Origin of the sequence: Kribbella catacumbae DSM 19601, from assembly GCF_000372465.1 — a bacterium.
Lineage (GTDB): Bacteria > Actinomycetota > Actinomycetes > Propionibacteriales > Kribbellaceae > Kribbella > Kribbella catacumbae.
Genome location: NZ_AQUZ01000028.1, coordinates 17,125 through 38,652, shown reverse-complemented (window position 1 = coordinate 38,652; position 21,528 = coordinate 17,125). Strand labels below are relative to the sequence as shown.

19 protein-coding genes are annotated in these 21,528 nt (G+C 67.2%); 7 read left to right on the top strand and 12 right to left on the bottom strand.

All coding sequences use genetic code 11. The features are described from left to right. Positions 1 to 306: 306 nt before the first annotated feature. The 3 genes from A3ES_RS0126330 to A3ES_RS48505 form a co-directional block, all read right to left on the bottom strand. Entirely contained in the window at positions 307 to 972 is a 666-nt protein-coding gene (locus A3ES_RS0126330) for a hypothetical protein (RefSeq protein WP_020389840.1), read from the bottom strand. Positions 973 to 1,192: 220 nt separating this feature from the next. Continuing rightward, the gene (locus tag A3ES_RS48510; protein ID WP_040455643.1) at positions 1,193 to 2,227 is read right to left on the bottom strand and encodes a glycosyltransferase family 2 protein; all 1,035 of its coding nucleotides are present in this window, start codon (positions 2,225 to 2,227) and stop codon (positions 1,193 to 1,195) included. Positions 2,228 to 2,234: 7 nt separating this feature from the next. After that, on the bottom strand, positions 2,235 to 3,713 hold the full coding sequence (locus A3ES_RS48505) for an LCP family protein (RefSeq protein WP_020389838.1): 1,479 nt from the start codon (positions 3,711 to 3,713) through the stop codon (positions 2,235 to 2,237). A gap of 361 nt (positions 3,714 to 4,074) precedes the next feature. Between A3ES_RS48505 and A3ES_RS0126315 the strand changes: the two genes are divergently transcribed. Together A3ES_RS0126315 and A3ES_RS0126310 are read left to right on the top strand one after the other, a co-directional pair. Continuing rightward, positions 4,075 to 4,947 (top strand): S1 family peptidase, encoded by an 873-nt coding sequence (locus A3ES_RS0126315; protein WP_020389837.1) that lies wholly within the window; start codon positions 4,075 to 4,077, stop codon positions 4,945 to 4,947. A gap of 195 nt (positions 4,948 to 5,142) precedes the next feature. Next, positions 5,143 to 7,155, top strand: coding sequence for a spermine/spermidine synthase domain-containing protein (locus tag A3ES_RS0126310; RefSeq protein ID WP_237745057.1), 2,013 nt, complete (start codon positions 5,143 to 5,145; stop codon positions 7,153 to 7,155). A gap of 484 nt (positions 7,156 to 7,639) precedes the next feature. On the opposite strand, the gene A3ES_RS0126300 is transcribed toward A3ES_RS0126310, so the two are convergent. The 4 genes from A3ES_RS0126300 to A3ES_RS0126285 form a co-directional block, all read right to left on the bottom strand. After that, entirely contained in the window at positions 7,640 to 8,836 is a 1,197-nt protein-coding gene (locus tag A3ES_RS0126300) for a serine hydrolase domain-containing protein (RefSeq protein WP_026163207.1), read from the bottom strand. Between the two features lie 114 nt (positions 8,837 to 8,950). Next, positions 8,951 to 9,565 carry a hypothetical protein gene (locus A3ES_RS0126295; protein ID WP_157630761.1) on the bottom strand — a complete coding sequence of 205 codons (615 nt, stop codon included), beginning with the start codon at positions 9,563 to 9,565 and terminating at the stop codon, positions 8,951 to 8,953. Between the two features lie 25 nt (positions 9,566 to 9,590). After that, positions 9,591 to 9,911 carry an AzlD domain-containing protein gene (locus A3ES_RS0126290; protein WP_020389833.1) on the bottom strand — a complete coding sequence of 107 codons (321 nt, stop codon included), beginning with the start codon at positions 9,909 to 9,911 and terminating at the stop codon, positions 9,591 to 9,593. Further along, a complete protein-coding gene (locus A3ES_RS0126285; protein WP_026163206.1) occupies positions 9,908 to 10,600 on the bottom strand; it encodes an AzlC family ABC transporter permease in 693 nt (230 codons plus the stop codon). The genes A3ES_RS0126290 and A3ES_RS0126285 overlap by 4 nt, the downstream gene beginning before the upstream one ends. 69 nt (positions 10,601 to 10,669) lie before the next feature. On the opposite strand from A3ES_RS0126285, the gene A3ES_RS0126280 reads away from it, so the two are divergent. After that, positions 10,670 to 11,224, top strand: a complete 555-nt coding sequence (locus tag A3ES_RS0126280) for a helix-turn-helix domain-containing protein (RefSeq protein ID WP_020389831.1) — start codon at positions 10,670 to 10,672, stop codon at positions 11,222 to 11,224. Here A3ES_RS0126280 and A3ES_RS0126275 read toward each other — a convergent pair. Further along, positions 11,221 to 12,051, bottom strand: a complete 831-nt coding sequence (locus tag A3ES_RS0126275) for an SAM-dependent methyltransferase (RefSeq protein WP_020389830.1) — start codon at positions 12,049 to 12,051, stop codon at positions 11,221 to 11,223. The two genes, A3ES_RS0126280 and A3ES_RS0126275, sit on opposite strands and share 4 nt — an antisense overlap. Before the next feature lie 158 nt (positions 12,052 to 12,209). Here A3ES_RS0126275 and A3ES_RS0126270 point away from each other — a divergent pair, with 158 nt between their 5' ends. Together A3ES_RS0126270 and A3ES_RS0126265 are read left to right on the top strand one after the other, a co-directional pair. Continuing rightward, complete coding sequence (locus A3ES_RS0126270) at positions 12,210 to 13,085, top strand: helix-turn-helix domain-containing protein (RefSeq protein WP_020389829.1); 876 nt, start codon at positions 12,210 to 12,212, stop codon at positions 13,083 to 13,085. A 266-nt stretch (positions 13,086 to 13,351) separates the two neighbouring features. Further along, positions 13,352 to 14,794, top strand: coding sequence for an LCP family protein (locus tag A3ES_RS0126265; RefSeq protein ID WP_237745056.1), 1,443 nt, complete (start codon positions 13,352 to 13,354; stop codon positions 14,792 to 14,794). Between the two features lie 60 nt (positions 14,795 to 14,854). On the opposite strand, the gene A3ES_RS0126260 is transcribed toward A3ES_RS0126265, so the two are convergent. Together A3ES_RS0126260 and A3ES_RS0126255 are read right to left on the bottom strand one after the other, a co-directional pair. Continuing rightward, positions 14,855 to 16,144: an ArsB/NhaD family transporter gene (locus A3ES_RS0126260; RefSeq protein ID WP_020389827.1), complete on the bottom strand. Its 1,290-nt coding sequence runs from the start codon at positions 16,142 to 16,144 to the stop codon at positions 14,855 to 14,857. 34 nt (positions 16,145 to 16,178) lie between these two features. Next, positions 16,179 to 16,610, bottom strand: coding sequence for a CBS domain-containing protein (locus A3ES_RS0126255; RefSeq protein WP_020389826.1), 432 nt, complete (start codon positions 16,608 to 16,610; stop codon positions 16,179 to 16,181). Between the two features lie 302 nt (positions 16,611 to 16,912). Between A3ES_RS0126255 and A3ES_RS0126250 the strand changes: the two genes are divergently transcribed. Both A3ES_RS0126250 and A3ES_RS0126245 read left to right on the top strand, forming a co-directional pair. Further along, complete coding sequence (locus tag A3ES_RS0126250; RefSeq protein WP_020389825.1) at positions 16,913 to 18,247, top strand: TrkH family potassium uptake protein; 1,335 nt, start codon at positions 16,913 to 16,915, stop codon at positions 18,245 to 18,247. Then, complete coding sequence (locus tag A3ES_RS0126245; protein ID WP_020389824.1) at positions 18,240 to 18,914, top strand: potassium channel family protein; 675 nt, start codon at positions 18,240 to 18,242, stop codon at positions 18,912 to 18,914. Before A3ES_RS0126250 ends, A3ES_RS0126245 begins: the two co-directional genes overlap by 8 nt. Positions 18,915 to 18,956: 42 nt before the next feature. On the opposite strand, the gene A3ES_RS0126240 is transcribed toward A3ES_RS0126245, so the two are convergent. Together A3ES_RS0126240 and A3ES_RS0126235 are read right to left on the bottom strand one after the other, a co-directional pair. After that, positions 18,957 to 20,561 carry an ABC transporter permease gene (locus A3ES_RS0126240; RefSeq protein ID WP_020389823.1) on the bottom strand — a complete coding sequence of 535 codons (1,605 nt, stop codon included), beginning with the start codon at positions 20,559 to 20,561 and terminating at the stop codon, positions 18,957 to 18,959. Further along, entirely contained in the window at positions 20,558 to 21,466 is a 909-nt protein-coding gene (locus A3ES_RS0126235; protein WP_020389822.1) for an ABC transporter ATP-binding protein, read from the bottom strand. The genes A3ES_RS0126240 and A3ES_RS0126235 overlap by 4 nt, the downstream gene beginning before the upstream one ends. Between the last annotated feature and the right edge of the window lie 62 nt (positions 21,467 to 21,528).

The window sequence follows — 21,528 nt, the reverse complement described above, 5'->3', positions numbered from 1 at the left end:
CGCAGGCGCGTCGGCGCAAGTACCCGGGGCCGGGGCAGGGCGCCGCGTCAGCGCATCAGCGCGAGGTCGTACCGGCGGCAACCCGAGTACTACCCGGTGACCGCCTCGAGCCTCGCAGTGGCCCTGCTCACCGTTTGGACGAATTCGGTTCGCCTGGCCCGAGTGTTACGTCCGGCCCGGACCGCCAGCACTCATGAACCCGTCTGACGTGTGGGTTCAGGAGCGGTCGTGAGCGTGAGCACCCCTTCACCGGCCGAGTTTGTGAGTGTTGGAGGTCCGACACTCTGTCGCGCCGGGTCCTCCGGATTACTTCCTGGCTGCTTCCAGTCGTGCGGTCGCCTTGCGTGCCGTTCGGGCCACGTCGGCCTCGGTGAGCTTGTCGCCGTTCAGGTGGAGGTGGAGCACGCTGCCGCCTCGTACGACGTACACCAGGTACATGACGAACCCGCCGCCGTCACCGGTGATCTGAGCTCGCAGTCCAACGCCATCGGCTAGGCCGGCGAGCGGCACCTGCCTGACTTTGAAGGAGGTCTTGATATCGGCCGGGTCCGTCACCGTGAAGGTGGCGCAGCGAGGCAAGGCATCGGTGACCTTCTGCACAAGCGCCGCTTGCTGCGCGGGCCAGGACTGAACCGTCTCGAAGATCCGCTGGTCCCCCTCAGCATCGAAGGTGGCCTGTGCTGCCGTCGATGGCCTGCCCAGCTCGTACTCCGGGTGGAAGAGCTCCAAACACTCGGCCGGAGCGTAGGTGCGTCGTGGCCGCACATCTTCTGGTGTGACCCCAATGGGCTCACCCCCAGTCCACCCCGCCGGAAGATCGCGCAGGGTGAGTAGCGCCGTCTTGGCCTTCGCGACGGACATCGGCGGCTTCGATGGAGTGGACGACACGGGATGGTCATCGACAGTTCCGGTCTGGGAACTGCAGCTGGCCAAGGTCAGCGCGAGCACAGTGGCAGGCACCAGCGGGCGCATGAGATCTCCTTGACGACTGCCACGGCGAGGGACGGCGCAGGTCACATCGGTCTGTCTGGGCCGGGTGTTACGTGGCCCCGGATCGCCACCACACACCAACTCGTCTGGCGAGCCTGTTTCGGGGTGGCCGTGAGCGTGGGCAGCCCGCGACTTACCGGGTTGGTGTGTGGTGCAGGTGCAGGTTCCGCCGGCCTGTTGCTCCTCCGGCGGGTGTTGCGCGCTAGGCCGAGGCGGGTGCGCCAGGGGCTGTCGCGGGGGGTGCGGGGCGTTCCTGGAGGCCTATCAGGAAGCCCAGCCCCCAGGAGATGTGCATGGTGGCGCAGATCAGGGGGAGCCAGAAGAGGGCTTTCCAGGGGAGGTAGCGGCCTTCCATGGCTGAGCCGACCAGGAGCAGGAGGGCGTAGCCGAGAGGGGCCAGGAAGCCGATGTCGAGGATGCTTACGCCGGTGGCCAGGCCGATGATGCCGAGGATCGTGCCGACCGCCAGGAGGATCACGGCGACCGGTGGGGCCAGGTAGCGCTTGTTGGCTGTTTCGGGGTGGCGGCGGATGACCTCGCGGCGCCACTGGCCGGTGTGGAAGAACTGCTTGGCGACGTCCTTGAGGGACGAGCGCGGGCGGTAGGTGACCGACAGGTCGGGGCTGAACCAGATCAGGCCGCCGGTCTTGCGGATGCGGTAGTTGAGCTCCCAGTCCTGAGCCCGGTGCATCGACTCGTCGAAGCCACCGACCCGCTCCAGAGCCGCGCGGCGGAAGACGCCGAGGTACACCGTGTCCGCCGGGCCCGCCTTGCCGCCCTGGTGGAACGTCGACGCCCCAAGCCCGAGCCGCGACCGGTACGCGCAGGCGACGGCCATCTCGATCGGCGTACGACCCTCAGCCGCCATCACGCCACCCACGTTGTCGGCGCCGCTCTCGTGCAGCACCTCGACCGCCCGGGTGATGTAGCCCTGGGTCAGTACGCCGTGCCCGTCGACCCGTACGACGATGTCGTGGCGGGCGTGGGCGATCCCGGTGTTGAGGCCGGACGGGGTTTTGCCCGACGGGTTCGCGACGATCGTGATCCGTTTGTCGGCCTCGGCCAGCCGGTTGGCGATCAGCTGGGTCTTGTCCTTGCTGGGACCGATCGCGAGCACCACCTCCAGCTCGCCGGGGTACTCCTGGTCGAGGACGCGGCCGACTGCCTCTTCGAGGTGGCGTTCCTCGTTCAGCACCGGCATCACGACGGAGACGGGGGGCCAGGAAGACAAGGACATGTTCAGGTCAGGCCTTACAGATCGAAGCGACGTCATCGACGTCGTTACCGGGTTTGGACGGGGTGGTGCTGGTCTTGCCGGGCTTGGCCGACGTGGTCGGCTTCTTGGTGGTGCTGGTGCTGCTACTCGGGGTGTTCGTTGTCTTACCGTCTCCGTCTTTGGACGCCTTGTCCAGCGCTTCCGACTTGCTGATCGCCTCGGCGACCTTGGTCCGGATCAGTTCGAAGTCCGGGTTACCCGTCTTGATCAGCGGCGGGACCGCGGAGAAGCTTGACACCGGCAGCTTCTTCGAGTCCAGCGCGAGATCGGTGAAGGTGCCCAGATCACCGGCCGGAATGTCGGTATTGACCACCTTCTTGCTCGCCTTCGCGATGCCCTGGAACTTGGTCAGTACCGTCTGCGGCGACAGTTGGTTCAGCATCGCCGTCATCACGCACTTCTGCCGGGTCATCCGCTCGTAGTCTGTCGCACCGGCCCGCGACCGCGCGAACCAGAGGGCGTGGTACCCGTCCAGATGCTGGTTCTTGCCGGGCTCGATGTACCCCTTGATCGGCGAACCGATGCCGCCGATCGGGACCCGCTTGCCGACGTCCAGGGTGATTCCGCCGACCGCGTTCAGCAGGTCGCGGAAGCCGGCCAGGTCGATCAGTACGTGGTAGTTGACCTTCAGCCCGGTGACACCCTCGACCGCCTGCTTGGTCGCCGTGACGCCAGGGTTCGGGTCGCCGGGGAACAGTGCCGGGTGACCGGCCCCGTAGGTGTAGACGCCGTTCAGCAGGCAGTTCTCGGCACAGTCCTTCCACCGGAACCCGTCCGGGAACTGCTTGTTCATCGCGGTCCCGGCCGGGAAGGGGACGCGCGCCATGTTCCGTGGCAGGCCGATCAGCACGGCCCGGCCGGTGTTGGCGTCGATGCTGGCCAGCGTGATGCTGTCCGGCCGGGTGCCGACCCGGTCCGCGCCCGAGTCGCCGCCGAGCAGCAGCACGTTGTACCGGCCCTTGTCGGCCTCTGACTTCTTGCCGTTGCCGAACACCGAGGCGACGAAGTCGCGCTGGGTCGACACGATCGTGCTGCCCCAGATCAGCGCGCCGACGACCAGCACGATCAGCGCGCCGTCGAGAATGCTCGTGGTCAGCCGGTGCTTGCGCTCCAGCGTCAGCGGCCGGCCGAGCCGGTAGGCATCGACGAACAGCGCCGCCCAGCCGATCGCGAGCACGATCAGCAGGATCTGGACCAGCCGCAGCGTGGTCGGCGAGACCATCAGGTTGATCGCGCCGGCCCGCCAGATCAGCGACAGCACGATCAGGAAGACGACGATCGCGACGATGCCGCCGATCACCCGCCAGGCCCAGCGGCCGGCCCGCTTGCTGCCCGCCGCGATCTGCGCGGATCCGGGCAGGATCAAGGTCATCAGCAGCAACGTCAGAGCTCGCTTGAACCGCACCGGCTCGCTGAGATTGCGCAGGTCTGGCTTGTCCTGCGGCATGAAGTCCTTCCGTTCTCCCGTGGCATTGACGACTCCACCTTCTCAGGCGCGCCGCGATGCCTTCTGTTCCCATCCCTCACCGGGTACGACGTACCGGGTGTGGTCCTGGTTCGAGCCGGGCGGATCCGGAGACGAAGGGTAACAGCCCACTCACCCACCGAAGGCGCCGACTGGCGTGGATAACCGCGGGTGACGAGCCGGTTGCCGCAGGTTTACCCGTGTACTACGGCCTGCGGCGAAGTTTTCTTCGCGTTGTGATGGCACGGTGAGGGGTTGATCGGATACGAAGAGTCCTGGGCCGGCTACGGCCTGCTTGCACCGCCCCGATCGCAAGCACTCCAGTGAGGACAGGAAACCGCCCATGAGACTGTTCCGTACCTTTGCCGCGACTACCGTCGCGCTCAGCGCCGCGCTGCTCGGCAGCAGCCAGGCACTCGCCGTCGAGGCCACACCACAGGCCTCCGCCCCCACCGCCGTCGCCGCACCCGGTGCCGACTTCACCGGCATCGCCGCGCTCAGCAACTGCTCCGGCTCACTCGTCCGGTACGCCGAATCGCTGTCCACCGACAGCGCTCTGATCCTCACCAACGGCCACTGCTACGAAGGCGGCATGCCCAGCCCCGGCCAGGTGCTCGTGAACCGGTCCTCCAGCCGCTCGTTCACGCTGCTGCGGCCGAGCTCGAGCAATGCCGGCACTGTCCGGGCCAACCGGCTGCTCTACGCGACGATGACCAAGACCGACGTGTCGCTGTACCGGCTCACCGAGACCTACGCCGCGATCCAGTCCCGGCTGAACGTCACCCCGCTGACGCTGGCCAAGCAGTCCCCGGCCCCCGGCGCCGGCATGGCCGTCGTGTCCGGTTACTGGAAGCGGATCTACACCTGCTCGGTGCAGTCCATCATCCCCGAGCTGCGCGAAGCAGGCTGGGTGATGAAGAGCTCGATCAAGTACCGCCAGCCCGGTTGCGAGACGATCGGCGGTACGTCGGGTTCACCGATCGTGAGCACCTCCACCGGTGAGGTGATCGGCGTGAACAACACCGGCAACGAGGACGGCGGCCGCTGCACGCTGAACAACCCGTGCGAGGTAGACGCCAACGGCAACATCACCGTCGACCAGGGCGCGGCGTACGGCCAGCAGACCTGGTGGCTCTACACCTGCCTGACGGCGACCCGCACGCTCGACCTGAACAAGGCCGGCTGCCAGCTGGCCAAGCCTGCCCGCAACCGCTGACAGCCTCCGGCGACCACCTCGCGCAGGGCACTTCCGCCCGCGCAGGTGGTCGCCGGACTGTTCGACAGTATTTGTCCAAGAAGGGGTGTACGGGTGATATAGACCACTGCTGATCCGGTATGGTCGCCGCCCATGGCAGTCGACTCCTCCACACCTGATCAGATCAGTGTTCCCCGGTGGCACAGTCCGCTGGCGGTGAGACCGCGCCTGATCGCCTCCAGCGCGCTGATGTTGTTCCTCGAGCTGGCGCTGATCCGCTGGACCGGGTCCAACGTGGTCCACCTCAGCTATTTCTCGAACTTCGTGCTGCTGGGCTCGTTCCTCGGCATCGGGATCGGCATCCTGCGATCCTCCCGGGCGAGGCGGCTGCCCTACTACTCCCCCATCATGCTCGGCCTGCTGGTCGCGGTGATCGCGTGGAAGCCGGTCACGGTCAACCGGGGCAGCGATTCCAGCGTCATCTACTTCACCAGCCTGAACACCACCGGCCCGCCGACCTGGGTGATCCTGCCGATCGTCTTCGTCGCCGCCGCGGTGATCCTGGCCGGCCCGGCCGAGCTGGTCGGCCGGTGCTTCGCCGAGCTGCCGCGACTGACGGCGTACCGGTATGACCTGATCGGCAGCCTGCTCGGCATCGTCTGCTTCACGGGGCTGTCGTTCCTCGGCGCGCCGCCGATCTGGTGGGGTGCGATCGTCACGATCACGTTCCTGGTGCTGATGGTCCCGCAGCAGAAGGCGACCGCGACCGCGCTGAGTGCCGCGCTGGTGGCCGCGCCGCTGCTGGTGATGGTCGGTGTGCTGTTCCACGAGTCCACCCGGCCGGAGAACAGCTGGTCGCCGTACTACAAGGTGCAGACCTCGGGATTCGAGTGGCAAGGCGTTCCGCTGCTGACGATCACGGTGAACGGCGTACCGCATCAGCAGGCGATCCCGGCCGACGCGCGGCTGCAGTGGGAACCGCAGTACGGGCTGCCGTACGAGCGGGCCAACGCTGGCAAGGCGCCGAAGAACGTGCTGATCATCGGTGCCGGCTCGGGCTCCGACGTCGCGATCGCCTTGAAGAAGGGCGCGGAGCACGTCGACGCGGTCGAGATCGACCCGCGGATCCGCGACATCGGCAAGGCCAAGCACCCCGACCACCCGTACCAGGACCCGCGGGTGACGTCGCACATCGACGACGGGCGGGCGTTCCTGTCGCGCACGGACAAGAAGTACGACCTGATCATGCTGGCCCTGCCGGACTCGCTGACGCTGGTCAACGGCGCGAGCTCGCTGCGGCTGGAGAGCTACCTGTTCACCCAGCAGGCGTTCGAGAGCGCGAAGGAACACCTCGCACCGGGTGGCGCGTTCGCGATGTACAACTACTACCGCGAGACCTGGCTGATCGACCGGCTCGCTCTGACGGCGGAGAAGGCCTTCGGGCACAAGCCGTGCGTCGACAAGGTCGGCGACAATCTGCAGCAGGCCGTGGTGACCGTCGGGCTGACCGAGGCTGACCAGACCTGTGGCACCGCGTGGGCGGGCAAGACCGCGGTCACGCCGCCGCCGGCGACGGACAACCGGCCGTTCCTGTACCTGTTCACCGACCGGATCCCATCGCTCTACCTGGTCACGCTCGGGCTCGTCCTGGTCGCCGGCCTGATCGGCGTCGGCATCGCGGGCGGCGGCTCGTCGTACCGGCGGATGCGGCCGTACGCCGATCTGTTCCTGCTCGGCGCCGGCTTCATGCTGCTGGAGACCAAGAGCATCACCGGGTTCGCGCTGCTGTTCGGTACGACGTGGGTGGTGAACGCGATCGTCTTCGCCGGGGTGCTGGTCGCAGTACTGGCTGCTGTCGAAGTGACGCGGAAGTTCAAGACCCCACCGATGAAGGTGATGTACGGCGTACTCGCCGCGGGTCTGCTGCTGAGTTGGGTGTTCCCGGACAGCTGGCTGCTCTCGATGCCGGTCGGGTTGCGCGCGCTGGTCGCGGTGGTGATCGCGTTCATGCCGATCTTCGCCGCGAACGTGATCTTCGCGAAACGGTTCACCGACACGGCAGACGGCACCGCGAGCTTCGGCGCCAACCTGCTCGGCGCGATGCTCGGCGGCTGCCTGGAGTACGCCGCCCTGCTGATCGGCTTCGACGGCCTGCTCATCATCGCCGCCCTGCTGTACGCCGGCGCCTTCCTGCTCAGACCAAAGGGCTCATCAGTCATCACCACCTAACCCGTGCGGCGGGCTGCGGCGGGCTGCGGCGGGCTGCGGCGGCCAAGCCCACCACTGGTGGGCTTGAACAACAAGCGGTGGCCGTGAACAAGGTATTTCTTGTTCACGGCCACCGTTTGTTGTTCAAGGTCACCGTTTCGGTCAGGGCTCGGGGGCGCTAGCGGTCCTGGGCGCCGGGGTTGAGCCGGCACCACCTTCAGCACCCTGTACTCCGCCGCCGGCGGGCGATCCTTCGGGTTTGTGTGCCGACGGACAGGACATAGTCGCTCGAATCGGGTTTGTCAGTGGTTGCTCAGGCGGGCGGCGGCGTATACGTAGATGACTACGTCCTGTCCGTCGGGACGCTGAACGCTGACTAGCTGTCCTGGGGTCGGTGGCCGATGGTGCGAACCACCTTGAGTTGCTGAACATCGATGACGGCGACGGTCAGGTCCAACTTGCTCCCAACGCGACGGAACAGAGATCGACGCCTGGGCGGACAGGGTCAGTGGCAGAGTGCGGCGTCGACGAGGTTCTCGACAGCGGTGGCTGTGGCGAGGGTGGTCGGGAGCGTGGTGACCGCGACGGTCGCCTGGCGTCCATCGGTACGGACGGCGTTGCGGGTCTCGTAGCCCGGTGCGTCGCCACCATGGCCCCAGGCGATGCCTCCGCAGCTCAGCTTGAAGGTCTGGATGCCGAGGCCGTACCGAGAGGCGCCGCGGGGTCCGGCGTCGGGCGCGTCGACGGTGGTGAGCATCTGCTTCAGCTGTGCCGGCTTGAGCAGCTTGCCACCGATCAGCGCGCCGAAGAAGCTGTTGAGGTCGCTCGGGGTGGAGATCAGCGCCCCGGCAGCCCAAGACGCCGACGGTTCCTGCTCGGTCACGTCGACCAGCGGCTTGCCGGGCTCGGTCAGCCAGTAGCCCTTGGGGTGGCGCTCGCGGATCGTCTGGTCCCCGACGGCCGGCCAGTAGGTGTGCCGCAGTCCGATCCGGTTGATCACCCGCTTGGTGATCTCCTCGCCGAGCGGACGCCCGGTCACCCTCTGCACCAGCAGCCCGGCCAGGATGTAGTTGGTGTTGCTGTAGCTCCAGTTCGTACCGGGAGCGGAGACAGCTCCATGAGCCAGCGCCAGATCGAGGAGTTGTCGCGGCTCGAAGTAGGTGTGCTGCAAGGGGAGATAGTCGGTGGCGACATCCTGGTCGTAGTCGGGCAGACCGCTGGTGTGCTGCAGCAACTGGCGGACGGTGATGTGGTGGCCGTCGATGCCCTTGCCGCGGACCAGGCCGGGCAGGTACTTCTCGATCGGTTGGTCGAGCCCGACCTTGCCTTCACCGACCAACTGCAGAACGACGGTGGCGACGAAGGTCTTGGTGTTGCTGGCGATCCTGACCTGGCCGTCGACGGGCACCCTCGCCTTGGTCTTCAGGTCCGCGACACCGGCGGTGTATTTGCGGGTGCGGCCATTGCGATCCCGTACTGAGGCCAGAGCGGCTGGGAACTTGTCGTCCTTGACCAGCCGGTCCAGACCCTGCTGTACGACGCCGGACGGCTTGCTCGCGATGTAGTTGCTGTTGGCAGCGGCCGGTGCGGAGGTGGTCACCGCGCCGGCCGTCAAACTGGTGATCGTGGCTGCCGCCGAGGCGAGCGCCGCGCTTCGGCGACGCCGCGTAGTACGGCCGGAACTATTGCGAGTGAAGGACATGGCGACACTTTCTGCTGGGCTGAGAAGCTGACCTCAACAGCTTGTTCTGTGCCACCGCTTCAAACGATCCAGCAGCCTGCAGGATCACAGGTAGTGCAGGCTGTACCCCCTCACTCAGCGGTCTTGCGGGCGATCGGGGTTCGGGCCGGGGTTGTAGGTGCCAGGCGGCGGGTAGCCGGGGAAGGTATTACCCGACTGCGGGTACTGCGGACCGCCCGGCGGCGGGCTGCCGGGGAAGGTGTAACCCGGCGGGTTCTTACGCTTTCGGCTGGCGTCGACCACTATCAGCACGGTCCCCAGGCCCACAGAGATCAGCACCGAGAACACCAGGCCCAGGATCGACAGCACGAAGGCCACGATCGACACCCTCGGCCCCACGGCGTACGTCGGACCGGCCTCAGTCGCGGGACAAGTCACCACATAGTCGCCCGCGGGTACCTTGTCGACCGACCGCGCGACCAGGTACCAGGTCTTGTCGTCGTTGATCGTGATGCTCTCGGACCCGCCGGTGATCTTCAGCGCCACCACGGAACCGTCCGAGGTCTTGACGTCGCAAGCCGGCTCCGCGCCGGGCACCGAGGCCCACACCTGCAGCCCCTCCTTGCTGAGGTGCACCGACCCACCGCCGACCGGCTGCGGCGTACTCGGCAGATTGCGGATGAGCAGCACCACGAAGACCGCGGCCAGCACGGCCCCGACAGCGAGGCTAGCGATCGCGACTCGTTTCATGCCAGAACGATAGGCCCGACCACGGTCACGGTACGCCGAGCAGCCGCAACCCGGCAGCCGTCACGGCTGCAGCCACCACGACGAGCACGAACGGCGTCTTCCGCCAGGCCAGCACTCCGCCGACCAGCACCCCGGCCGGTCGCGCGATCCCCGCATGGGTCTGTCCGTCGGTCAGCGCCGCAGTCGCCACCAGCGCGGCGAGCAGCACGACCGCCGCCACCGACATCACCTGCTGCGCCCGCTCCGGCAACTCGAATCTTGTCCGTAGCAACGGCCCGGCCAGCCGCAGCGAAAAGGTGCCTATGGCAAGCACCAGGATTCCGCCCAGCAGCACCGTGTTGTTCATCGCGCAGCCTCCAACGCAGCAACAGGCTTGCCGGAGCGGTAGAACACCAACCCCACAAGGGCAAGCAACACCGGCAACCCCGCCGGCAGGAACGGAGTCGCGGCAAGCGCGACGACCGAGCCGATCAGAGCCGCCGTCCGCGTCGACCGGTCGCGCAACGCGGGCAGCACCAACGCCAGCAACACGGCGGGGAACGCGGCATCCAGTCCGAACACATCGGTATCCGCGATCACCGTCCCGGCCGCCGCACCGATCACCACGCCGAGGTTCCAGAAGATGAAGATCCCGATCCCGCAGACCCAGTACGCCGCCCGCTTCTGCCGCAGGTCGTCCTGCCCGATGGCGAAGGCGACGGTCTCATCGGTCATCAGGTGACTGCCCGGCAACCGTCGCCAGCCACCGCCGATCACGTCGCTGACCGCCAGCCCGAACGCGACGTGCCGGGTGTTCACCAGCAACCCGGCGACGGTGGCCGCAACCGGACTACCGCCGGCCGCGACGATCCCGACGAACAGGAACTGTGATGCCCCGGCGAAAACGAGCAGGGAGAGCGCGACCGGCACCCAGAACTGGAGTCCGCCCCCGACGCTGATCGCGCCGTACGAAACCCCGACCACGCCGTCGGCCAGGCAGACCAGCGCGATGTCGCGCAGCACCCCAGGATCTAATGTTCGCCATATCGAACGCATGGGTTTTATAATGAACAGTCAGGCATCCGTTCGTCAAGCCGAACAAGTGGACCGATGGAGCGAACACCGATGGACAGCAAAGCACCACTCGACGTGATCGCGGCATCGCTGCGCCGGGAACGCGGACGGGCCGGCCTGTCCCTGACCGAGGTGGCCAAGCGCGCGGGGATCGCGAAGTCCACCCTGTCCCAACTGGAGTCAGGCGCCGGCAATCCGAGCGTGGAGACGCTCTGGGCGATCAGCGTCGCCCTGGAGATCCAGTTCGCCGATCTGCTCGAACCACCGCGTCCCAAGGTCCAGGTGATCCGCGCGAACGAGGGCCCGGCGATCTACTCGGAGCGCGCCAACTACAGCGCGACCCTGGTCGCCGCCAGCCCGCCACACGCGCGGCGCGACCTCTACCGCATCGTCGTCACACCCGGCCCGGGCCACGAGTCCCGGCCGCACATGCCAGGCACGATCGAACACGTCGTACTGAGCACTGGGCGTGCCCTGATCGGTCCGCTGGACGAGCCGGTCGAGATGTACCCGGGCGACTACATCGCCTATCCCGGCGACGTACCGCACCTCTTCAAGGCACTCGTCGCGAACACCACCGCAGTACTGGTTTCTGAGACCAGCTAGACCTTGCGGGCGACTCCGCCGGCGATGCACTCCTCGATCTGGCTCAGCGGCTTGACGCGAGGGCCATCCGGCCACCACTCGTCGCAGACGACCAGGCCGGGGTCGACCAGTTCCAGGTCGCCGAACATCTCGCGGATCTTGTCGTAGGTGCGGAACAGGCCGCTGCCCATCGGGCTGTGAGTGAACCTCTCCTCCAGCGCCCGGGCCGTCTTGGCGTGCGCCGGCGTCTCCGGGTCGAGGAAGTGCGAGATCACCACGTACGACCCGGGGACCAGCGCGTCGGCGTACCGCTTCATCATCTCGGGCGTGTCATCGCCGAGGTAGTGGTGCAGCGTGCCGTTCTGGATCAGCGCGATCGGCTTGCTGAAGTCGAGGAAGGTCCGGACCTCGGGGTGGTCCAGGATCTCGTCGGGCTTGAAGATGTCGGCGCTGACGAACAGCGTCTTGTCGTTCTCCTCCAGCAGCGCCCGGCCGTGCGCGAGCACCACCGGGTCGTTGTCGATGTAGAGCACCTTGGCGGTCGGCTGAAGCCGCTGCACGACCTGATGTGTGTTCTCCGCCGTCGGCAGGCCCGATCCACAGTCCAGGTACTGCGTGATGGCACCCTGGCCGGCCAGGAAGCGGCAGGCGCGGATCAGGAAGTTCCGGTTCGACCAGGCCAGATCGGTCACCTGCGGGGCCACCGTCGCCACCTGGCGCAGTACCTCGCGATCGATCTCGAAGTTGTCCTTGCCGCCCAGGAACGCGTCGTACACCCGGGCGATACTGGCCCGGGTGGTGTCCACCCCGACCGGAACCGAACTCGGGGCATTGATGGCGTCGGGCATGAGCGACCTCGCAGATGTCGGCTGATCACGGCTGGAAGGTGTGAGCCTACTAACAGTAGGGGAACGATTCCAGGTCCTGGGGGCGCGTCGGCCTGCCCCGGCCTTCCCGTAATCGTGAAATGATCCATCACAGCGTCAGGGACAGGGAGGACGGGGCGGTGACGGAGCGAGGCACGCCGGGCGGGCCAACCGCGCTCCGGATCATGCTCGGCGCCCACCTCCGCCGGATGCGCGAAGAGGCCGGCATCACCCGCGGCGAGGCCGGTTACGCCATCCGCGGCTCCGAGTCGAAGATCAGCCGGCTCGAGCTCGGCCGGGTCGGTTTCAAGGTGCGCGACGTCGAGGACCTGCTCAGCCTGTACAAGCTCACCGACGAAGGCGAGCGCTCCCGGCTGATCACCCTGGCCAAGAACGCGAACAACCCGGGCTGGTGGCAACGCTACGACGACATCACCCCGAACTGGTTCCACTCCTACCTCGGGCTGGAGATGGCCGCCGAGCTGATCCGGACCTACGAGGTCCAGTTCGTGCCCGGCCTGCTGCAGACGCCCGACTACGCCCGCGCGGTGATCCGGCTGGGCCGCGGCGAGCGGCCGTTGCCCTCGGCCGAGATCGACCGGCTGGTCGCCTTACGCAAGACCCGGCAGGAGATCCTGGAGGGATCGCCCCCGGCCCGGCTCTGGGCGATCGTCGACGAGGCCGTACTCCGGCGCCCGATCGGCGGGCGGGCCGTCCTGCGCGCGCAGCTCGAACACCTCGCGGAGGTATCCCGGCTGCCGAACGTGACGCTGCAGATCCTGCCGTTCTCGGCCGGCGGCTACGCGGCCACCGGCGGAGCGTTCACCCTGCTCCGGTTCTCCGACGCGGACCTGCCCGACGTCGTCTACATCGAGCACCTGACCAGCGCGGTCTACGTGGACAAGCTGGAGGACGTGGACGAGTACGTGATCACGATGGACTCGCTGTCGATCGCGGCCAGTACGCCGCGCAAGACCCAGGAACTGCTCACCGAGATCATCAAGAACTTCACCTGATTGCCACCCGCCGCCCTGGGTGATGGGCTGACCACGATCCGTCAGCCAACGTCAGGCCTTGGTAAACCGGCAACCATCTGAACCCGAAGTACGTCATATTGTGTGCGCCCAACTCTCCCTTGGACGGAGTTGTAGACACACCGATGCCGAGCGACCACCACGAACCGGAACATTCGCGGCGCGGGGCCCGGCGGGCCGCCCCTCGGAGGCGAGCCGACCGACCGCGCGGTGCAGGCGCCGTCCTCGGGCTGACGCTGCTCGGAGCCGTGATCCCCGGCACCGGCTACCTGCTGGCGGGCCGCAAGAAGCTCGGCGCGGTGGTGCTCACGATCTCGCTGGGCCTGCTGGCGATGGCGGGCTATCTCGGACTCACGCAACGGGACCGGATCCTCGAACTGGCCGTGGCGCCACAGCAACTTCAGTACGTCACGATCGGGCTCTGCCTGCTCGGCACGCTCTGGATCGTCGTCATCGTCACCTCCCACCGGGCGCTGCGGCCGGGAGTCGCGACCAAGGGCTCGCGGTTCGGCGGCGCGGTACTGGTCGGCATGCTCAGCTTCGCGGTCGCAGTACCGACTGCCATGGGCGTGCAGACGGCCAGGACGCAGAAGGACCTGGTGCAGACCGTCTTCGCCGCCGGCGACAGCAAGAGCGCGACCCGGCCGATCGTCAAGAACAAGAAGGACCCGTGGGCCGGCAAGCCGCGGCTCAACGTGTTGCTGCTCGGCGCGGACGACGCCCAAGGACGCAAAGGCGTCCGGACCGACACCGTGATCGTCGCGAGCGTCGACACGGTCAGCGGCAACGTCTCGCTGATCTCGCTGCCCCGCAAGCTGATGTTCATGCCGTTCCCGAAGGGCACCAAGCTGCACGAGGCCTACCCGGATGGCTTCGGCAAGGACGGCATCACGAAGGAAGAGCGGCTGGAGTGGATGCTCGACGCGATCTACAAGAACGTGCCTGAGCAGCGCCCAGGCATCGTCGGGCCGTCCGACAACGAGGGCGCCGACATCCTCAAGCTCAGTGTCGGCGAGGCGACCGGGCTGACGATGGACTACTACGTCCAGATCAACCTGGCCGGCTTCACCCAGCTCGTCAACGCACTCGGCGGGATCAGGGTCAACATCAACTACCCGATCCCGGTCGGCGGCAGCGACGACGACAAACGGCCACCGAACTACTACCTCCAACCCGCGCAGAACAAGCACCTCTGGGGCGCGGAAGCACTCTGGTACGCCCGCGGTCGCTACGGCATCGCGAACCCCGATGACGCCCGCAGCGCCCGTCAGCGCTGCGCCATCAACGCGATCGCCGAGGCGGCGACACCGCCGAACCTGCTGAAGAGCTACCGCAGCCTCGCCGCGGTCGGCAAGAACATGCTCCGCACCGACATCCCGCAGGACCTGCTGCCGGCCTTCCTCGAGCTCGCCCTGAGGATCAAGTCGGCCAAGGTCTCCGAGGTACCGCTGGACGGCCGCAAGCTCAAGTTCGCCTACCCGCACCCCGACTACGACGGCCTCCGCACCACCGTCGCGACAGCACTGTCCACCAAGCCCACCACGCCGGCCGCCACCCCGAAACCCCGCCCCAGCCAGACCACGCCCAAGCCGACCACCAAGCCAACCGGCAAGCCGTCCACGCCGGCCACGACCGAGCCCACCGCAGACCTGGCCAACGCCTGCGAATACCACCCGCAGGAAGCTCCGTAAGCCTCAGTTGAGGTGGATCAGGCTCCGGGCGAGGCGGCCGGACTAGAACACACCTCAGCGTCAGGACAAGACGAAATACCGGAGCCAGAGGTACGGCACGGCGACGGTGATGGTGATGGCGGTCATCACGATGCCTTTGCGGGTGAACTCCCAGAACGAGATCGGGGAGCCGGCTCGTAGGGCCAGGCCGATGACGACCACGTTGGCGCTCGCACCGACGGCGGTCGCGTTGCCGCCGAAGTCGGCGCCAATGGCCAGCGCCCACCACAGCGCTTCCGCCTGGACCGGATCGGGGATGCTCTTGGTGAGTTCCAGCACCACCGGGCTCATGGTGGCGACGTACGGGATGTTGTCGACGACACCCGACAGGATCGCGGAGACGAAGAGAATCAGCATCACTGCCAGCAGCGGCTTTCCCTCGGTGACATCGCCGACCTGCTCGGCCAGGCTGCCGATCACGCCGGTTTTGACCAGCGCGCCGACCATGATGAACAGCCCCGCGAAGAACAGCAGCGTCTGCCACTCGACGCTGCTCATGTAGTCCCGGGTCTTCACCCCTGAGATGAGCACCAGCAGGCCGGCTCCGAGCAAGGCCACCACGGAAGGGTCGATGTGGAAGGCGGAGTGGCCGACGAAGCCGACGAATACGGCGAGCAGCACCGCGCCGCACTTGATCAGCAGGCGCGGATCCTCGATCGCCTCGCGCTCGTTCAGCCTCATCACGTTCTCCACCCGGGCCGGGTCAACCGAGAACGACCCCTTGAACAGCCAGGGAACGACGAGCGTGAACACGATCAACTCGATCACCACCAGCGGCGCCATGTGGACCAGGAAGTCGTTGAAGGTCAGGCCGGAACGGCTGGCGATGATGATGTTCGGCGGGTCGCCGATCAGGGTCGCCGCGCCACCGATGTTCGAGGCGAGGACCTCGGCGATCAGGAACGGCACCGGGTTGATGTTGAGCCGGTCGCAGACGAGCAGGGTGACCGGGGCGATCAGCAGCACGGTGGTGACATTGTCCAGGAACGCCGATGCGACCGCGGTGATCAGCGTCAGCAGGATCATCACCCGCAATGGGGAACCCTTGGCCCGTTTGGCGGCCCAGATCGCGATGTACTCGAAGACACCGGTCCGGCGCAGTACGCCGACTATCACCATCATCCCGAACAACAAGAAGATGACGTCCCAGTCGACGCCCGTCTCATGGGAGTAGAAGGCATGCTCGGAATCCGTCACCCCGAGCAGCAGGAGGACCGCGGCGCCACCGAGGGCCGCCATCAACTTGTGAGTCCACTCGGTGGCGATCAGGACATAGGCCACCACGAACACGGCGACAGCGATCACCGCCATCAGGCGACACTCTCGATGTCGCGCCGGAACCCGATCAGTGCGCTGCCATCACCAGTTCGAGCAGCCGCGACGCCGTGATGGCGCCCAGAATCTTCTCGTCCTTGAGCACCACCACCAAAGGGCAGTGCAGCCGCGCCATGATCGCCGCGATCTCCAGGGCGGTGTCGTCGTGATTCACCACCGGCAGTTCGTCCGGCCGCGACGAGAGCAGTCTGCGCACCTTGACGCCAGCCAGCCTGTCGGCGATCTGGTCCGCCAGCGACTCGTCGATCACCCGAGCCAGCGACGGGTCGTCCTGGACGTAGCTCGGGACGAGGAACCGGACTACCTGTGAGGCCGGGAGCACGGTGTACGGACTGCCGTCCGCGTTCGTCACGATCAAACCGGGCAACCGGCGGGACGCCAGCAACTCGACTGCCTTGCGTGCGTCGTCGTCCAGGCCGATCACCGGAAAGTCCTCGGCCATCTGTTGTCCATGCACATGCACAGCCTACGCGCCAACGGTCGACCGGCGGCAGAACTCCGACCTCACAAGCATGACGAGCGCTCACCAGCACACGACCTTCCGGGCATCGACAACCGGCCCGAGCCCAACTGGGCCAAGGCATTGCCGACCAGACTTCCCGGCGCTCCGGCGCCAACCATTCCTCATTCCGTGGCCAGGAGCAAATACTTCCGGAACCCAAGCGACGACCGGGACCTCGCCGGACAGAGGGCACTATGCTGCTCGGACTACGACCTGGCCAGCTTTGATCGACGGAGGACCGGATGAAATGGCGGCACCCCGGCCGGGTGGTGGTCGCCGGCTTCGCCGTCGTCACGCTGGTCGGCACTGTCCTGCTGATGCTGCCGATCTCCTCGACGGGCGCCGAGCGGACCGGTTTCGTGACCGCCCTGTTCACCGCGGTATCGGCTCTCTGCGTCACCGGTCTGGTAATCGTCGACACCCCGACGTACTGGTCGGGTTTCGGCGAGGGCGTGATCCTCGGGCTGATCCAGATCGGCGGCCTGGGCGTGATGACGCTGGCCTCGGTGCTCGCGCTCCTGCTCGCCAAACGGCTCGGCACGCGGATGCAACTGTTCGCCCAGGCCGAGACGAAGGCGCTCGGTCTCGGTGACGTCCGGCGCGTGGTCGGTGGCGTGATCCGGCTCAGCCTGGCGGTTGAGGCCGTGGTGGCGATCGTGCTCGCGTCGCGGTTCGCGTTCCGGTACGACGAACCGTTCTGGCAGGCCGCCTACCTGGGCGTGTTCCACGCGGTGTCGGCCTACAACAATGCCGGCTTCGCCCTGTACAGCGACAACCTGATCAGCTTCGCCACCGACCCGTTTATCTGCGTGCCCATCATGGCGGCCGTAGTGATCGGCGGCCTCGGCTTCCCCGTGATCAACGAGGTACTGCGCCGCCGGCATCAGGAGAACCGCGGCCGGAGGTGGAGCCTGCACACCCGGATCACCGTCTACACGTACGGCGTACTGCTGGTGGTCGGCACGATCGGGGTCACGCTCACTGAATGGGCGAACCCGCGCACCCTGGGCCCGATGGGTGTCGCGGACAAGTTGCTGGTCGGCCTGTTCCACGGCGTCATGCCGCGGACCGCTGGGTTCAACAGCCTCGACCTCGCCCATTTCCAGCCGACCACCTTGCTGCTGAACGACGTACTGATGTTCATCGGCGGAGGGAGTGCCGGGACCGCCGGAGGGATCAAGGTGACCACCTTCGCGCTGCTCGGGTTCGTCATCCTGGCCGAGATCCGCGGCGAGCCGACCGTCCACGTCCTGAACCGCAGGCTCCCCAGCCAGGTTCAGCGACAGGCGCTGACGGTGGCCCTGCTCGGCGTCGGCGCGGTCATGGCCGGAACCCTCAGCCTGCTGGCGATGACCTCGTTCCGGCTGGACGACATCCTGTTCGAGACGGTATCGGCCTTTGGCACAGTAGGACTCTCCACCGGGATCACCGCGAAGATTCCGGCCGCCGGCCAACTGGTCCTCGTGGCACTGATGTTCATCGGCCGGCTCGGACCCATCACCATGGCCTCGGCACTCGCACTGCGCGAGCGCCCCCGCCGCTACGAACTACCCGAGGAGCGACCCGTCGTTGGCTGACACCAAGCGCCCGACCCGCAGTGCCCGGATCGTCGTCATCGGTCTGGGCCGGTTCGGCAGTTCCCTGGCCCGTGAGCTGGCCCGCGGCGGTTATGAGGTCCTCGGCATCGACGCGGATCCACGCCGGGTCCAGTCCCTGGCCGACGACCTGAGTCACGCCGCCGTCGCCGACTCGACCGACGAAGAGGCCCTGCGGCAACTCGACATACCCGACTACGACCGCGCGGTCGTTGCCATCGGCAGCAACCTCGAGGCAAGCATCCTGACGACATCACTCCTGGTCGACCTCGGGTCGCCCGTGATCTGGGCGAAGGCGCTCAACCAGCAGCAGGGCCGGATCCTCCAGCGGATCGGCGCCCACCACGTCGTACTGCCGGAGCACGACATGGGCGAACGTGTCGCCCACCTGGTCACTGGCAGGCTGCTCGACTTCATCCAGTTCGAGGACGACTACGCGATCGCCAAGACCATCGCCCCACGGGAGGCCGGCGGGCTGCCACTCGGGCAGAGTCGGCTGCGCAGCAAGTACGGCGTGACCGTGGTCGGGATCAAGCGCCCCGGCGAGGGCTTCACCTATGCCACCGCCGAGACGGTTGTCCAACCCGGTGACGTACTGATCCTGGCCGGCCGTACCACCGCAGTCGAGCGGGTCGCCGACCTCGACTGACCCGGCCAGCACCGGCGTACGGTCCTGGCCGGTCCGCTGACCTCAGGGAGCGTCGAGGTCGCGGTGCTGGAACAGGGCTCTGCCGACGCTGATCAGACCGGCAGCGATGACGGCGAGGGCGATCAGCGGTACGGCGTCGAGTTGGTCCAGCGGCATGACCGTGAGGTGGCTGAACGGGGAGATGTCGGCGATGAGGTCCGGCAGGTCGAGGAGCGCGCCGAACATGCCGAAGAAGAAGGCGTAGCCGACCAGGAACCACACCCACACCGACCATCCCGGCCGGATCCCGAACAGTGCGGCAGCGACACCGATGACGACCAGTACGGCGGGCAGGAAGGCCATCGTGGCAAGGGTCACCTCGCCGATGACGGTTGCGCCGGCGGCACCGCTGACCGCGCCGAGCCCGATGCCGAACCCGCTCACCGCCAACAGGAAGGCGGACGCCAGGACGGTGAAGGCCAGCCAGGCCGAGATCCACCGGCTCCGGCTGACCGCCGTCGCGAGAACCGCTTCCGTGTGGCCGCTGCGCTCCTCCGACCTCAGCCGCAGTACTGAAGTCACGGCGAAGGCCGCGATCAGCAAGCCGAAGAACAACGCCATGGTGGCGTAGAACCCATCGGTGGGGTTTTGTCCGGCGAAGACCTCGGCCATGTCGGGATTCTCGGCGACCGCTTCGGTGACCGAGTCGCTCAGGGAACCGCTGGCTACGGCGAAGATGAACAGCCCTGTCCCCCAGCCGATGACCGAGGCGCGCTGCTGACGGAAAGCCAGACCGAACGGCGTCGACAACGACGCCGACGCCTCCGCCTTGCCAAGCCGTGCAGGCAGCAGCCCGGCACCGACGTCGCGCCGGCCCGACAACGCGTAGGCGACGGCAACGGTTCCGAGGACTACCGCACCCGCCAGAAGCAGCGGCCACCAACGCAGGTCCACGAAGGGACGCATCTGCTGGCCCCAGGCCAGTGGAGACAGCCACGACACCAGATTTCCGCCGGGTTCGGCGGCATCACCGATTGCGCGCAGGAGGAACGCAGTACCGACCACGGCCATCGCCAGGCTCGATGCTGAGCGAGCATGCTCTGTCAGTTGAGCCGTCACGGTCGCGACTCCGGCGAAGACAAGCCCGGTCATTCCAAGACCTACGCCGACCGCAACCGAGTCCCCTACCGCGAGGTCTCCGCTCATCATCGCCAGTGCGGTCAGTACTGCGACGCCTGCGTTCGCGATCAGCGCGACGATCAGCGCGGCCACCGGTGCGGCATGACGGCCGACGACCGCCGAACGGACGAGCTCGGCGCGACCTGTCTCTTCCTCCGCGCGGGTGTGGCGAATGACCAGGAAGATGCTCATCATGGCGGCCGGGACGGCGAGCCACAGCACCATCTCGTTGGTGATCATGGCGCCGAGCGAGTAGTTGTCGAGACCGTAGCCAGGGCCCGACATCATCGTCGCGGCAGGCGAATCCATCAGGTCGGCCCGCACCTGCCGTTCCTCCGGCGTCGCGTAGACAGTGGGCAGCGCGGATACGGCGTACAGCATGCCCAGGCCGATGCCGCCGACCCAGATGGGCAGCTTGATCCGGTCCCTGCGGAGCGCGAACCGGACAAGGTCCCGGGTAGCGGTGAGACTTTCCCGGTGGGTCGTCATGCGGACACCTCCTGCGCGACCAGGTCGTCGCCGTACTGGCGCAGGAACAGTTGCTCGAGTGATGGCGGCGCGCTGTTCAGCGTCCGTACTCCGAGGGCTCCGAGCGCCTGGACGGCAGTAGCCATTCGGTCGTGGTCGACATCGAACGTCACGACCCCCTTGTCGGCCACGAAGTCATGAACGCCCGGCAACTCGGCGAGGCGCTCGGGCGAGCCGTCGATCGAGGCGATGATGGTGGTGCGGGTCAGCTGCCTCAGCTCGGCGAGCGTGCCCGACTGGACCGCCCGGCCGGAACGAATGATCGTCACGCTGTCGCAGAGCTTCTCCACCTCGGCCAGGATGTGGCTGGACAGCAGCACGGACCGCCCGGCCGTCTTCGCCTCGGCGATGCAGTCCTGGAAGACCGTCTCCATCAGCGGATCAAGGCCGGAAGTGGGCTCGTCGAGGACGAGCAACTCGACGTTCGCGGCCAAGGCCGCGACCAGGGCGACCTTCTGCCGGTTGCCCTTGCTGTACGTCCGGCCCTTCTTGGTCGGATCCAGCTCGAAACGGTCCAGCAGCTCGGCTTTGCGGGACTTGTCCGCGCCACCGCGGAGGCGGCAGAGCAGGTCGATCGCTTCCCCACCGGTCAGGTTCGGCCACAGGCTGACATCGCCGGGCACGTACGCCAGGCGGCGGTGCAGCTCGACCGCGTCATCCCAGGGATGCCTGCCGAGCACCTCGACCGAGCCAGAGTCGGGCCGCAACAGGCCCAGCAGGACCCGGATCGCGGTCGATTTGCCGGCCCCGTTGGGACCGAGGAAACCGGCCACCTGACCGGTCTGCACGGACAGGTCGAGCCCGTCGAGGGCCTTCACCTGGCCGAAGGACTTGTGGAGTTGCTGGATCTTCAGGGCAGCGCTCATCGCTGTTCCTCATTCCGCTGATTCCGGGAGCTCCCGGCGTGATGTCGTCTGATCGGGCGCTC